The sequence below is a fragment of the Streptosporangium sp. NPDC006013 genome (assembly GCF_040614275.1).
GTDB lineage: Bacteria > Actinomycetota > Actinomycetes > Streptosporangiales > Streptosporangiaceae > Streptosporangium.
In genome coordinates this window covers 13,854-27,689 of the sequence record NZ_JBEXUE010000085.1, presented here as the reverse complement: position 1 = coordinate 27,689, position 13,836 = coordinate 13,854, and the positions used below count along the sequence as shown (strand labels likewise).

The 13,836-nt window shown below is 69.8% G+C and carries 12 protein-coding genes and 1 pseudogene; 7 read left to right on the top strand and 6 right to left on the bottom strand.

What is annotated here, in order from left to right; translation table 11 throughout:
- Both ABZ260_RS15880 and ABZ260_RS15875 read left to right on the top strand, forming a co-directional pair.
- Positions 1–907: FAD-dependent oxidoreductase (locus tag ABZ260_RS15880; protein ID WP_355617414.1), on the top strand; the 907-nt coding region annotated here is incomplete at its 5' end.
- Positions 908–1,029: 122 nt separating this feature from the next.
- Entirely contained in the window at positions 1,030–1,851 is an 822-nt protein-coding gene (locus ABZ260_RS15875; RefSeq protein WP_355617411.1) for a L,D-transpeptidase family protein, read from the top strand.
- A 36-nt stretch (positions 1,852–1,887) separates the two neighbouring features.
- Here ABZ260_RS15875 and ABZ260_RS15870 read toward each other — a convergent pair.
- Positions 1,888–2,349, bottom strand: a pseudogene (locus tag ABZ260_RS15870) (ABC transporter ATP-binding protein); the annotation flags it as partial.
- 346 nt (positions 2,350–2,695) lie between these two features.
- Between ABZ260_RS15870 and ABZ260_RS15865 the strand changes: the two are divergent.
- Both ABZ260_RS15865 and ABZ260_RS15860 read left to right on the top strand, forming a co-directional pair.
- Complete coding sequence (locus ABZ260_RS15865) at positions 2,696–3,268, top strand: RNA polymerase sigma factor (RefSeq protein ID WP_355617408.1); 573 nt, start codon at positions 2,696–2,698, stop codon at positions 3,266–3,268.
- The gene (locus ABZ260_RS15860) at positions 3,261–4,211 is read left to right on the top strand and encodes a CU044_5270 family protein (protein WP_355617405.1); all 951 of its coding nucleotides are present in this window, start codon (positions 3,261–3,263) and stop codon (positions 4,209–4,211) included. The genes ABZ260_RS15865 and ABZ260_RS15860 overlap by 8 nt, the downstream gene beginning before the upstream one ends.
- 157 nt (positions 4,212–4,368) lie before the next feature.
- Here ABZ260_RS15860 and ABZ260_RS15855 read toward each other — a convergent pair whose 3' ends face one another.
- Together ABZ260_RS15855 and ABZ260_RS15850 are read right to left on the bottom strand one after the other, a co-directional pair.
- Positions 4,369–6,114: an ABC transporter ATP-binding protein gene (locus ABZ260_RS15855; RefSeq protein ID WP_355617402.1), complete on the bottom strand. Its 1,746-nt coding sequence runs from the start codon at positions 6,112–6,114 to the stop codon at positions 4,369–4,371.
- Positions 6,111–7,802: an ABC transporter ATP-binding protein gene (locus tag ABZ260_RS15850; RefSeq protein WP_355617399.1), complete on the bottom strand. Its 1,692-nt coding sequence runs from the start codon at positions 7,800–7,802 to the stop codon at positions 6,111–6,113. The genes ABZ260_RS15855 and ABZ260_RS15850 overlap by 4 nt, the downstream gene beginning before the upstream one ends.
- Before the next feature lie 115 nt (positions 7,803–7,917).
- Between ABZ260_RS15850 and ABZ260_RS15845 the strand changes: the two genes are divergently transcribed.
- Positions 7,918–8,151: an RNA polymerase subunit sigma-70 gene (locus ABZ260_RS15845; RefSeq protein ID WP_350921694.1), complete on the top strand. Its 234-nt coding sequence runs from the start codon at positions 7,918–7,920 to the stop codon at positions 8,149–8,151.
- A 2-nt stretch (positions 8,152–8,153) separates the two neighbouring features.
- A complete protein-coding gene (locus ABZ260_RS15840) occupies positions 8,154–8,705 on the top strand; it encodes a Clp protease N-terminal domain-containing protein (RefSeq protein WP_355617396.1) in 552 nt (183 codons plus the stop codon).
- 284 nt (positions 8,706–8,989) lie between these two features.
- Here ABZ260_RS15840 and ABZ260_RS15835 read toward each other — a convergent pair whose 3' ends face one another.
- The 3 genes from ABZ260_RS15835 to ABZ260_RS15825 all read right to left on the bottom strand — a co-directional run bounded on the left by ABZ260_RS15835 (position 8,990) and on the right by ABZ260_RS15825 (position 12,549).
- On the bottom strand, positions 8,990–9,727 hold the full coding sequence (locus ABZ260_RS15835; protein WP_355550835.1) for a succinate dehydrogenase/fumarate reductase iron-sulfur subunit: 738 nt from the start codon (positions 9,725–9,727) through the stop codon (positions 8,990–8,992).
- 84 nt (positions 9,728–9,811) lie between these two features.
- Entirely contained in the window at positions 9,812–11,740 is a 1,929-nt protein-coding gene (locus ABZ260_RS15830; protein WP_355550766.1) for a fumarate reductase/succinate dehydrogenase flavoprotein subunit, read from the bottom strand.
- 56 nt (positions 11,741–11,796) lie between these two features.
- Positions 11,797–12,549 (bottom strand): succinate dehydrogenase cytochrome b subunit, encoded by a 753-nt coding sequence (locus ABZ260_RS15825; protein WP_355617393.1) that lies wholly within the window; start codon positions 12,547–12,549, stop codon positions 11,797–11,799.
- A gap of 198 nt (positions 12,550–12,747) precedes the next feature.
- Here ABZ260_RS15825 and ABZ260_RS15820 point away from each other — a divergent pair, with 198 nt between their 5' ends.
- Complete coding sequence (locus ABZ260_RS15820) at positions 12,748–13,680, top strand: LysR substrate-binding domain-containing protein (RefSeq protein WP_355617389.1); 933 nt, start codon at positions 12,748–12,750, stop codon at positions 13,678–13,680.
- Positions 13,681–13,836 lie beyond the last annotated feature (156 nt).

The following is a 13,836-nucleotide window of genomic DNA, read 5'->3' as shown; positions in this document are numbered from 1 at the left end:
GCTCGCCCGCTCCAAGAGCTGGTGCGTCACCTCGTACCGGATATTCGAGGAGCTGGCCCGGTCCGGAGTTCCCGGGGTGGCCATGCGGAGGTCCAACTTCTATTTCAAGCACCCCGTCGAGGAGAATCCCCACGATCTCCACAAGATGCGGGAGCTCTCGGGGAAGGTGCGCGGCTTCGTCCGCGACCGATCGCTCGCCGAGCGGAACGGCATCAGCCCCGGCTACGGCGTGGTCGACGCCTACTCCCACCTGGCGCCCATGATCGACACAGACCGGTACATGCTGTGGCTGATGCGGCAGGTCAAAACGCACGGGGTGCGGGTCAGACGGCATCGGATCGAGGGGACGCTGACCGAGAGGAAGGCCGAGCTCCTCGACCGGTTCGACGCCGAGGTGATCGTCTGCTGCGCGGGGCTCGGCACCGCCGAGCTCCGCGGTGTCAGCATGTATCCACTCCGCGGTGCGCTGGTGCGGGTCCGCAACGACGGGATCGACGAGGCCCACTGCGTCTCCCACGACGAGGCGAACAACGGCGAGCAGGACATCGTCTTCATCGTGCCGCGCAGTCCGCGGATCCTTGTTCTCGGCGGGCTGGCGGAGAAGGACGAGTGGGACACCGGAATCAACCTGGAGAACCACCCTCCGGTGCGGGACATGTACGAGCGCTGCCTGGCCTTCATGCCCGCGCTGCGAAGTTTCGAGCTGGATCCCGATGAGCCGGTACGGGCCGGACTGCGGCCGTTTCGGAAGGAAAACGTCTGCCTCGAATGGGACGAGGAAGGGCGGATCATCTACAACTTCGCACACGGCGGGGCCGGATTCAGCTTTTCCTGGGGCTGCGCCCAGGAGGCCGTCGGCCTGGTGCGCGCGGCCGTGGAGGACCGCACGTACTCCTACTCCTGCTGAGCATTCTCTTTTCTTCCCGGAGTCGACGCGAGACGGCCTGAATACGGTGAGGTGGCCCGGTGCCTCCATCACCGCACATCACCCTGCCCGGTCGCGACGACAGACCAAAAAGGTTCACTGAAATGCAGAGAATCGTCAAGTGCCTTCTGATCGCGAACACGGCCCTCGCGCTCACCTCGTGCCTGCCGTTCGGCATCGCGAACACCGGCGTCGCGTCACCGAGACGCTCCGAACCCGCCGTCGCCGATGACCATCCGCCCCGTTCCGAGCACACCCCACTGTCGCGTTTCCCCGTCCTTCGCCCCGGTGACCGGGGAACCCAGGTCCAGGAGATCAAAAAACGTCTCGACCGGCTGGGGTTCAACACGGGATCTTCCAGTCAGGAGTACAACCCCGCGCTGCGCGCGGCCGTATGGGCCTTCCAGAAGGCCAACGGGCTGCCCGCCGACGACGAGATCGACCCGTCGACCTGGAAGGCACTCGCCCACCCGGCGCGTGTCAGGCCGCTGGTGTCCTACGGGGAGCCCACCAGGGTGGAGATCGACCTGCGTCGCCAGTTGCTCACCGCCTGGCGGGACGGCAAGCCGGCGCTGGTCACCCATATCTCGACCGGTAACGACAAGCACTACTGCAAGAACGGCCACTGCGGGGTCGCCGTCACACCCATCGGGGACTTCCGCGCCTGGTGGCGGACCACCGGATGGACCCATGGGCCACTGGGCGACCAGTTCTACACCATCTACTTCAACGGGGGCATCGGCTTCCACGGCTCGGAGAGGGTCCCGCTGCACCCCGCGTCCCACGGCTGCATCCGGGTCCCGCTGCACAACGCCAAGCCCCTGTTCGACATGATCCCGACAGGAACGCCGGTTTACGTCCGCCGCCCGGCCCCTCCCGAGCCTCCGAAACAGGACGCGGCCCGGCCGAAGGCCCTCCGAGACTGACTCCCGCGGCGCGGCCCGGGCGGCCTTCGGCACTCGTCACTTGGAGGTGCCGTGCCAGCTGCTCCACAGGGCCGCGTAGGAGCCGAGTTCGCTGATGCGGCCGTCCTCCACGACCGCGACGCGGTCGGCGTCGTGGGCCGTGTAGAGCCGGTGGGCGATGGCGATCACCGTACGGCCGTCGAGGACGGCGGCCAGCGAGCGTTCCAGGCGGCGGGCCGCGCGGGGGTCGATCAGCGAGGTGGCCTCATCGAGGACCAGGGTGTGCGGGTCGGCCAGCACCAGCCGGGCCAGGGCCAGCTGCTGGGCCTGGGCGGGGGGAACGTGCTCGCCGCCGGAGCCGACCGCCGTGTCGAGCCCCTCGGGCAGGGCCTCGACCCAGTCCCAGGCGTCCACGGCCTCCAGCACCTCGCGAACCCGCGCGTCGTCGGCGTCGGGCCTGGCGATCAGCACGTTGTCGCGCACCGTGCCCCGGAAGATGTGGTGCTCCTGGGTCACCAGGGCATTGCCCACCTGGAGGTTAGGGGCGACCACATGTCATCATCATGCGCGATATCAGGATCTCGTGAACCGGATTGCGCGCAGAGGCGCGGCGAGTCGAGAGCACGCCGAAGCGACGCCGACGATGATCAGGGCGACTTTGCGCGGGGGAACTGCGCGTCCCAGGAGGTGCGCGGCGTGACTGCGGAACCGAGGTCGTTGGCGAACCGCCGCGACGAGCGCGTAGCGCCGTCAGCGTGATGGGCGGGAAAGAGATCCCGGATTATGGCGAAGTACCGGTGACAGCACTCGTGATACCCGAGTTTGAGCCCTGTGCCGGAGACGCCCGTATGACAGAGATCAGCACATGACCGCCGAAACCCGCGAGGAAGTGAGCGACGCCCAGCTCGTGCACCGGTTCCGAGCCGATCCGGAACTGTTCACGGCCGTCTACGACCGCTACTTTCGCGACATCTACCTGTACGTCGCCGGACGACTGGACGTGCAGGCAGGCGAGGACATAGCAGCGGAGACGTTCTGCCTGGCATTCCGGGACCGTGACCGGTTCGACCCTGTGCGTGGCGGTTTGCGCCCGTGGCTGTTCGGCATAGCCACGAACCTGATGGCCCGGCACCGGCGCCAGGAGGTCCGTCACTATCGGGCACTGGCCCGCGCGTCGGCCGAGCCTGAGGCCGGTGGTCACGAGGACTCGGTCGTCGACTCGGTGGCCGCCCAGCGTATGAAGCCACAGCTCGCCAAGGCTCTCGCCACTCTGAACAAGGGCGAGCGCGACGTCATCACGCTCGTCTCCCTGGGCCAGCTCACCCACCAGGAAGTGGCCGAGGCGCTCGGCGTCTCCTACGGGACGGTCGGTTCCCGGCTCAGCCGGGCCCGTAAGAAGATCAACAATTCTCTCGATCAGGAGGCCTTCCATGGATGAGCTGCGCGAGATCGGTACTCTCCTGACCAAGCCGGAGCCATCGCAGGAGGCGGTCGACCACGGTAGGCGCCGACTCCAGGGCACGATGCGCGGCCGCCCCCCGGCCCGATGGCGGCCGGGCCGGCTGGCGGGTGGCCTGGCCGCGGCGGCCACGGCGGCAGCCATGATCGTGGCCGTCACCGGCCCGACACCCCCCACCGTCCCGGCGCCATCGGCGCAGTCCACACAGCCGACGCGGTCCCCCGCGTCCGTGCTGTCCGCCGCGCATATCCTGCTCGTGGCCGCCACCACCGCCGAGAACCTGACCGAACCGTCCGGCACGTACTGGCACGTCACCATGGTGGGCAAAAACAGCAGCGGCCAGGTGGTCGCGGACGGGCAGGCAGAGTACTGGTTCCGGCGAGACGGCCGGAGCTGGGCCAAGCTGTACTCCCTGGGCCAGAAAAAGGCCATACTGCGGTCCACCGGTCTGCGGCCGTTCCGGCTCGGTCACCTGGAGATGAGCTACGAGGAACTGCGTCGGCTCCCGGCCGATCCGGACGCGCTGGTGGAGCGGCTGCGGACGGGGATCGCCGATGCTGTCAACAGCGGCGATATCGAGACGAGCACCGGGCGGCCGTCCGATGGCGACCAGGACGACTTCGTGTTCTACGCGCTGACCTCGCTGATCAGCCAAGCCCCCGCCAAACCGAACGTCCGCGCCGCCGCGTTCCGGGCGATCGCCTCGTTGCCGAACGTGCGGAGCCTGGGCGAGACGGACGGCGGTGGGCAGAAGCTTCGGGTCACCCTGTCGTCCAGTCAGGTCGAGCTGGTCGTGGACCCGAAGGCCGCGCAGGTGCGGGACACCAGCTTCTTTGTTTCCTGGGAAGGCGGTCTGACGTACGCCACGAAGGAGGCGACCACCACGATACAGACCGAGTGGACGGACGAGCGGCCCCGCTGAGGCCTGACCGAGGCGAGGGTGAGGGCTTGGTCTCGGTGCGGCCGTCGTCCGCCTCGGCCAGATCCGATCCATGAGACGGTCGCATTCCGCCACCTTCACAGGGGTGGTGCGGATCTCCGTACCTGTACGTCCAGGTGAGAGCCACAGAAACCCGCTCTCACCTGGACGTGCCGTGCCAGCTGCGCCACAGCGCCGCGTATGAGCCCCCCGCCGCGACCAGTTCCTCGTGGGAGCCGAGTTCGCTGATGCGGCCGTCCTCCACCACCGCGACGCGGTCGGCGTCGTGGGCCGTGTAGAGCCGGTGGGCGATGGCGATCACCGTACGGCCGTCGAGGACGGCGGCCAGCGAGCGTTCCAGGCGGCGGGCCGCGCGGGGGTCGATCAGCGAGGTGGCCTCATCGAGGACCAGGGTGTGCGGGTCGGCCAGCACCAGCCGGGCCAGGGCCAGTTGCTGGGCCTGGGCGGGGGGAACGTGCTCGCCGCCGGAGCCGACCGCCGTGTCGAGCCCCTCGGGCAGGGCCTCGACCCAGTCCCAGGCGTCCACGGCCTCCAGCACCTCGCGAACCCGCGCGTCGTCGGCGTCGGGCCTGGCGATCAGCACGTTGTCGCGCACCGTGCCCCGGAAGATGTGGTGCTCCTGGGTCACCAGGGCGACCTGGCCGCGCAGGTCGTTCAGGGGTAGCTCGACCAGGGGGACACCGCCCACGGTGACCGAGCCGGTGCGGGGGCCGTGGATGCCGGCGAACAGGCGGCCCAGCGTGGACTTGCCCGCCCCCGACGGGCCGACCATGGCCAGCCGCTCGCCCGGCTCGACCAGCAGGTCGATGCCGTGCAGCACGTCGTGGCCCTCGCGGTAGGCGTAGCGGACGTCGTCGGCCGCCAGCGCACTGCCCTCGGGAGCGGCGGAGGTGGCCTCGCGATCATCGGGCACCTCGGCGACGCCGAGCAGCCGGGCCATGGAGGCGCCGCCGACCTGGAGCTCGTCGATCCACATCAGCAGCCGGTCGAGCGGGTCGATGAGCTGCTGGACGTAGAGCGTGGCCGCGGTGACCTGGGCCAGCGAGACCCAGCCCTGGACGTAGAACAGACCGCCGATGACCAGCGTCGCCACGATCGGGATCACGTAGCCGAGCTCGACCGAGGGAAACCAGACGGTGCGCAGCCCCAGCGTGTAGCGCTCGGCCGCCCACGAGCGGGCGATGTCGGTGTCGGTGCGGCGGTGCCGCCGCTCCTGCAGGCTCAGGGCCTCCACCGCGCGGGCGCCGCCGACCGTCTCGGCCAGCCCGTCGGTCATGTCGGCGTACGCGGCGCTCTCGCGCAGGTAACCGTCCCTGGCCCGGTTGAGATACCAGCGGGTGGAGATCCACAGGATGGGGACGGCCAGCAGCGAGGGCAGCGCGAGCAGCGGCCCGACCAGTATCAGCGCGCCGACGGTGATCAGGCAGGTGACCAGCGCGATCATCGTCTCGGGCACGGCGTGCCGTACGGTGCGCGACAGCGAGTCGACGTCACGCGAGGTCCGCGAGATCAGGTCGCCGGATCCGGCCCGCTCGACGACGGACAGCGGCAGGCCGAGCACCCGCCCGACGAACTCCTCGCGCAGCTCGGCGAGGACCTTCTCACCGAGCCTGGCCGAGGCGTAGACGGCGAACCTGACCAGCACCGCCTGGGCGACCAGGAAGCCGCCGATGGCCAGCGACACCGCGGTGACGTCGGTCCCGGTGCCGTCCTGGACGCCCTGGACGAGGCCGCCGAGCAGCCACGGCACCGCCAGGCCGGCGATGGCGGCCAGGCCGTGCAGGCCCAGCGCCACGGTGAGCCCTCCGGGATATTTCAGGGTGAGCCTGCGGGCGTACGCCCGAACCTGCGCGGTGTCGGCGACGGGCAGGATCTGCCTGCTCATGACTCCTCACCCCGGGTCACGACGGCGGTGTAGCCCGGGTGGGTGGCCAGCAGCTCCCGATGCGTGCCCTCGGCGCGCACGACGCCTCCCTCGACGTAGATGACATGGTCGGTGCGGTCGAGCACCAGCGGGCTGGTCGTGCAGACCAGCGTGGTCTTGCCCGCGCGGGCCTTGGCCAGCCGGTCGGCGATGCGGGCCTCGCTGTGCGCGTCGACCGCGCTGGTGGGCTCGATGAGGATGAGCACCTCCGGGTCGAGGGTCAGCGCCCTGGCGAGCCTGAGCCGCTGCTGCTGACCGCCGGAGAACTCCCGGCCGGCCTCGGCGACGCGCCCCTCCAGACCGCCGGGCAGCGCCTCGACGATGTCGACGGCGCACGCGGCCTGCAACGCCCGGATGATCTCCTCGTCGGAGGCGCGGCCGGTGACGTCCAGTTCGTCCCTGAGCACCCCGGCGAACAGCTGGGCCTCGTTGTCGGCGACGAGGACGCGGCGGCGGACCTCGGAGATCGGCAGGGCGTCGAGCGCCACGTCGCCGAAGTCGACGTCGCCGTCGCTGTAGCGGCCGAGCCGGTCGGCGATGGTCACGGCCTCCTCGGGGACGGCCGCCGCGACGGCGGTGAGCATGCCGGGGCGCACCGCGACCCCGGAGGTCACGTCGCGCAGCAGGCCGCCCTCCGAGCGGCCGGTGCCGCCCTCCACCTCGGGCTTCAGCGCCAGGATGCGCACCACCCTGCGGGCGGCGACGTGCCCCTTGGTCAGCTTGTCGGCCGCCTCGGTGAGGGTGCGCACCGGGGCGATCAGGAAGACCGCGTAGCCGTAGAAGGCGACGAGCTGGCCGGCGGTGATCTCGCCGCGCATCGCGAAGGTCGCGCCGAGCCAGGTCACCCCGGCGATCAGCAGTCCAGGCAGCAGGACCTGCGCGCCCTCCAGCATCGACTCGACGGAGGCCACCCGCACGCCTGCGTGACGCACTCGCTGCGACTCGGCGCCGTAGCGGTCGGCGAAGACCCGCTCACCGCCGATGCCGCGGAGCACCCGCAGGCCCGTGACGATGTCGGCGGCACGGGTGGCGAGGTCGCCCTGCAGGTCGCGGTGGTCGTTCTGGCGGCGGTGCAGCGGCTTGAGCAGGGGTGCGACGGCGACCGCCACGAGGGGCAGGCCGACCAGCACCATCAGTCCCAGTTGCGGCGAGGCGTCGATCAGGATGACGGTCACGACGGCGATGGCGACGACGGCGCCGCAGCCACGGAGCAGGATGTCCATCGCGTTGCCGATGTGGGCGATGTCGGAGTTGCCGACGCTGACCACCTCGCCGGTGGACATGCGTTTGGGCAGGGTCGCACCCAGCCGGGTCGACTGCCTGACGGTGACCTGGACGGTCCGGTAGGCGGCACTCAGCCAGTTGTAGACGGCCATCCGGTGCCGCAGGACGCCCATGACGGCCTGGGTGATTCCCAGGGCGAGCACCACGGCCCCCCAGGTGACCAGGGCCGGCAGGTCCTTGGCCGTGATCGCGTCGATGCCGTTGCCCATCGCGGCGGGTACGAGCGCCATCGCCAGCCACCACAGGATGGCGTAGCCGATGCCGAGGAGCAGCGGGCCTCGCTGCATGCGGGCCACCCACAACAGGTAACGGATCGGACTGCGGGCATCGGGAAGGCCGGGGTCGGCGGCTGGTAAGGAGCGCATCTCACAACAAGGGTCACAAACTCCGACCTGGCCCGGCAAACGATTTTCGGCCTCCCCGGCGTGTCGCCGTCAATCAGGGTTGACAAATGGACCTCGTCAACCTAAATTGACAGGCATGAGTGATACGGCGCAACTGGCATCCGACGCCGGTAGCCGCGATCCGGCTGTCGGCCTGCGGGCCGTACGGGCGCTGCGGACGCTGGTCGACCGGCTGGAGGCCCTCCAGGTGGAGAACGCCAGGGACCAGGGCTGGTCCTGGCAGGAGATCGCGCACTGTCTGGAAGTGAGCCGGCAGGCGGTGCACAAGAAGTACGCGGGCGGCCGAGGGCTGCTGAGACGGAGGGACTGACCATGTTCGAGAGGTTCACCGACAATGCCCGGCAGGTGACGGTCCTCGCCCAGGAGGAGGCGCGGCGCCTGCGGCACGGCCACATCGGCACCGAGCACCTGCTGCTCGGCCTGCTGCGCCAGGGCGACAGCGTCGGTGCCCAGGTGCTGACCGGCCTAGGCCTCACCCACGAGCGGGCCGACGAGGCGGTCGGCCGCACTCCCCGCGCCGGCGAGCTCGACGCGGAGGCCCTGGAGACCATCGGCATCGACCTCGACGCGATCCGGGAGAAGGTCGAGGCCGCCTTCGGGCCCGGCGCTCTGGATCGCCCCCACGACCGCAAGGCACCCCGGGGCCACGTTCCCTTCACCCCCGGCGCCAAGAAGACCCTGGAGCTGTCACTGCGGGAGGCCCTGCGGCTGAAGGACAAACGCATCGGCACCGAGCACATCCTGCTCGGCCTGGTCCGCGCGGGCGCGGGGCCCGGGATGCGGGTCATCACCCAGGCGGGCCTCACCGCCGACGACGTCCGCCACGAGATCGCCCGCCACCTCGGCCGGCCGGACCGGCACTGATCCGAAGGAACCGGCCGGAGTCCTCCGGCGGTCGGATCTCAGGTGTCGTCGCCCGGCATCGGAACCGTTACCCCGGCCGCACCACCACCCTGAGCGCGTCAGGAGGCGGCAGAACGGTCATCAGCCCCTCACCGGCCGGATGGGTCACGCCGGGACGGCGCGAGCCGTACATCACTTCGGATGTACGGCTCGGTGAACCCGGGAAGGCCCGGATGATCGATCGGGGCATCCGGCCCCGGGGGACGGGACCGGATGCCCGGCGACCACTTGGTCTACTTGTTGGCCTACTTGGCGGCCCGCAGGTAGTCGTGGTTCATCTGGGCGATGGTGTCCAGCGGGATGCCCTTGGGGCAGACCGCCGTGCACTCACCGGTGTTGGTGCAGCCGCCGAAGCCCTCGGCGTCCATCTGCTCGACCATCGCGACGGCACGGGAGTCGCGCTCGGGCTGGCCCTGCGGCAGCAGGCTCAGGTGGGTGATCTTGGCCGCGGTGAAGAGCGAGGCCGAGCCGTTCGGGCAGGCGGCGACACAGGCGCCGCAGCCGATGCAGGTGGCCGCGTCGAACGCCGCGTCGGCGTCGACCTTCTTCACCGGGACGCTGTGCGCGTCGGGGGCCGAACCGGCCGGGACGGAGATGAAGCCACCCGCCTGGATGATCCGGTCGAACGCCGAGCGGTCCACGACCAGGTCCTTCACCACCGGGAAGGGCGCGGCGCGCCACGGCTCGATGGTGATGACCGCGTTGTCCTCGAAGTGACGCATGTGCAGCTGACAGGTGGTGGTGGCCACCTGCTCACCGTGCGCGACGCCGTTGATGACCATGCCGCACATGCCGCAGATGCCCTCGCGGCAGTCGTGGTCGAAGGCGATCGGGTCGTCGCCCTCCAGGATGAGCCGCTCGTTGAGGACGTCGAGCATCTCCAGGAAGGACATGTCCGGTGACACGTCCTCGACCCGGTAGTTGACCATCCGGCCCCCGTCCTTGGGGCCCTTCTGACGCCAGACCTTGAGAGTGAGGTTCATACTCATGGTTCGCTTACCTCTCCTCATTCGCCGCGCGGATCGCTCGTTCCTCGCCGGCCGCTCCGCTCACTGCGTCGGATGCGCTCACTTGTAGCTCCGCTGGCTCATCTTGACGTACTCGTAGTCGAGGTCTTCCTTGTGCAGGATCGGGCCCTGCTCGCCGTACTCCCAGGCCGCGACATAGGAGAAGTTCTCGTCGTCGCGCAGGGCCTCGCCGTCGGCGTCCTGCGACTCGGCGCGGAAGTGGCCGCCGCACGACTCGGTGCGGTGCAGCGCGTCGATGCACATCAGCTCGGCCAGGTCGAAGAAGTCCCCGACCCGTCCGGCCCGTTCCAGCGCCTGGTTCAGCTCGTCGGCCTCGCCGGACACCTTCACGTTCCGCCAGAACTCCTCGCGCAGCTCGGGGATCCGCTCCAGCGCCTTGCGGAGCGACTCCTCGGTGCGCTCCATGCCGCAGTACTCCCACATGATCTTGCCGAGTTCACGGTGGTAGGAGTCCGCGGTGCGGTCGCCGTTGTTCGTCAGCAGCTTGTCGATCTTCTGGCGCACCTCGGCCTCGGCCTCGGCCACGTCGTCCTCGTCGACCTCACCGTAGGGGCCGTTCGCGAGGTAGTCGCCGATCGTGGTCGGCAGCACGAAGTAGCCGTCGGACAGGCCCTGCATCAGCGCGGACGCGCCGAGACGGTTGGCGCCGTGGTCGGAGAAGTTGGCCTCGCCGATCACGAACAGGCCGGGGATCGTGGACTGCAGGTCGTAGTCCACCCACAGGCCGCCCATCGTGTAGTGGACGGCGGGGTAGATGCGCATCGGCTGGGCGTACGGGTCCTCGCCGGTGATGCGCTCGTACATCTCGAAGAGGTTGCCGTACTTCTTCTCCACCGCGTCGCGGCCCAGACGGCGGATCGCGTCGGCGAAGTCGAGGTAGACGCCCAGGCCGCCGGGGCCGACACCGCGGCCCTCGTCGCAGACGTTCTTGGCCGCGCGGGAGGCGATGTCACGCGGGACCAGGTTGCCGAACGCCGGGTAGATCCGCTCCAGGTAGTAGTCGCGCTCCTCCTCGGGGATCGCCGAGGCCGGACGGGCGTCGCCCGCCTTCAGCGGCACCCACACGCGGCCGTCGTTGCGCAGCGACTCCGACATCAGGGTCAGCTTCGACTGGTGGTCGCCGCTGACCGGGATGCAGGTCGGGTGGATCTGGGTGTAGCAGGGGTTGGCGAACATCGCGCCGCGCCGGTGTGCCCGCCAGATCGCCGTGGTGTTGCAGCCCTTGGCGTTCGTCGACAGGAAGAACACGTTGCCGTACCCGCCGCTGGCCAGCACCACCGCGTCGGCGACGTGCCGCTCGATCTCGCCGGTGACCATGTCACGGACGATGACGCCGCGTGCCCGGCCGTCGGAGACGATCAGGTCGAGCATCTCGTGACGGGTGTGCATCTTGACGGTGCCGGCCGCGATCTGGCGCTCCAGCGCCTGGTACGCGCCGAGCAGAAGCTGCTGACCCGTCTGGCCTCGGGCGTAGAAGGTACGGGAGACCTGCGCGCCGCCGAAGGAGCGGGTGTCGAGCAGACCGCCGTACTCGCGGGCGAACGGCACGCCCTGGGCCACGGCCTGGTCGATGATGTTCACACTGACCTGGGCGAGCCGGTAGACGTTGGACTCGCGGGCGCGGAAGTCACCGCCCTTGACCGTGTCGTAGAAGAGCCGGTAGATCGAGTCGCCGTCGCCGCGGTAGTTCTTGGCCGCGTTGATACCGCCCTGGGCCGCGATGGAGTGCGCGCGGCGGGGCGTGTCCTGGTAGCAGAACGAGGTGACGTTGTAGCCGAGCTCGCCGAGGGTCGCGGCGGCCGAGCCGCCCGCCAGCCCGGTGCCCACGACGATGACGTGGAGCTTGCGCTTGTTGGCCGGGTTGACCAGCTTCGCGGAGAACTTGCGCTTCTCCCAGCGGTCCTCGATCGGGCCGTCGGGGGCCTTGGTGTCACGGATCGGCTCACCTTCGGTGTACCCCGTGCTCATCGCGGTCCTCACCCCTTGTTCTCCGTGCGGAAGACCCGCCGGGTTCGAGCTCTTGCTCACTTGATCACTCCGATCGCGACCGCCACCGGGACCGCGAGGAAGCCGATGACCAGCAGCGCCGACAGGCCCGCGGCGACGGCCTTCAGCGGGCGGTAGCTGCGGCTGCTCGCCAGGCCGAGCGTCTGGAAGGCGCTCCACAGGCCGTGGCGCAGGTGCAGGCCGACCATGACGAGGGCGAGCACGTAGAACAGGGTGACCCACCAGCGCGACGGCGCGAAGCCCTCGACCAGGCGGTCGTAGGGGGTGGCGCCGCCACCGGCCGGGTTGACCGTGCCGAACGTCAGGTCCAGCAGGTGGTAGATCACGAACAGCACGATGATGACGCCGCCGTAGCGCATGGTGTGGACCGCGTAGCCGTTCGCCCTGGACTTGCGCCTGGCCGCGTACTTGACCGGGCGGGCCTTGCTCGCCCGCCGGGCCAGGGAGATCGCCGACCACATGTGCAGGGCGACCGCGACGACCATCACGACCTCGACGACGGTCAGCAGGACCCGGTGCGGGAAGATCGGCTCGCCCATGGTCCGCAGGAAGGCCGCGTAGGAGTTGAACGACTCGGCACCGGCGAAGCTCTTGAGGTTTCCGGCCATGTGGCCGATGAGGAAGAGCACCATCACGGCGCCCGTGATGGCCATCACGGCCTTCTTGCCGTTGGAGGAGCCCAGGAAGCCGCCTTTTCGCCCGGGCTTCGCGGTCTCCGCGGGGGGTTTCACAGACGCGGTGGCGGATCCGCGCTCAATCGTGGCAGTCACCCCTGTGACGCTAGGTAAGGGGATTTATCCAAGTCCAAGTCATCGCGGATGTGGTTTCCATAGCCTGCGGCTATTACCTCTGCGTCCCCGCTGCTTCCGTTGTCGCGTCTCGCCGCGTGATGCGAGCAATCTCACATTGTCTCTCCCAGCACCACCCGCCCCGAATCCGCGGTCGGAGGGTCCGTACGCTAGGGAAACGTGCAGCTCCAGCAACTCGCCTATTTCGTGGCGGTCGCCGAGGCTCGGCACTTCACCCAGGCCGCCGAGCGGATGCGCGTAGCCCAGCCCTCGCTGAGCAAGCAGATCAAGGCCCTGGAGGCCGAGCTCGGCGCGCCGCTGTTCAGCCGTGCCCGGGGAAACGTCACGCTGACCCCCGCGGGCGAGGCGTTGCTACCACTGGCCCGCCGCATGCTGGCCGACGCCGAGACCGCCAGGAGCGAGGTCGGCGAGCTGGCCGGGCTGCGCCGCGGCCGGGTCCGGCTGGGCGCCACGCCCTCGCTCTGCGCGGGGCTGCTCGCCGACGCGCTGGCCAGGTTCCACCACGCCTACCCCGGCATCGAGCTGTTCGTGGAGGAGGGCGGCTCCCGCGACCTGGTCCGCACCCTCGCCCGGGGCCAGCTCGACCTGGCGCTGATCATCATGCCGCTGCACAGCGACGACCCCGCCCTCGTCACCGAGGAGGTGCTGCGGGAGAACCTCGTCGTCGCCTCTCCCTCGACCACTCGCGTCCGCAAGTCGTACGTGCGCATCGAGGAGTTGCGCCGCCGGCCGATGGTGATGTTCAGGCGCGGATACGACCTGCGGGAGGCCACGCTCAACGCCTGCCGGCAGGCCGGGTTCGAGCCCAGGTTCGCGGTGGAGGGCGGCGAGATGGACGCCGTGCTGCGCTTCGTGGAGGCCGGGCTGGGGGTCGCGCTGGTGCCCTCGATGGTCCTGGACGGCCGCCCGGGACTTTCCGGGACACCCCTGGCTCCTCCCGGACTGCGCCGCACCATCGCCATCGCACACCGCAAGGACGTCGAGCCCACCCGCGCGGCCCAGGCCTTCCGCGCGACCCTGCTCCTCTTCCTCGCCGAGGCCGCCCACGAGGGCAGCCTCCCCCAGGGACTGGACCTGATCATCCAGGGTTGACTCCCGGTGAGGACACCGTCGAGACCTCGCGCCGCTCGGTGCCTCCCCCGGTGTCCGGCGGGCGGTGAATCACCTCGCATCGGCATCCCAGTGGCTGAAGTGTCGCACTATTCTACGTAGCGTCGACAGGTTCTCCCGAGCTTACGAAGAGGCGTC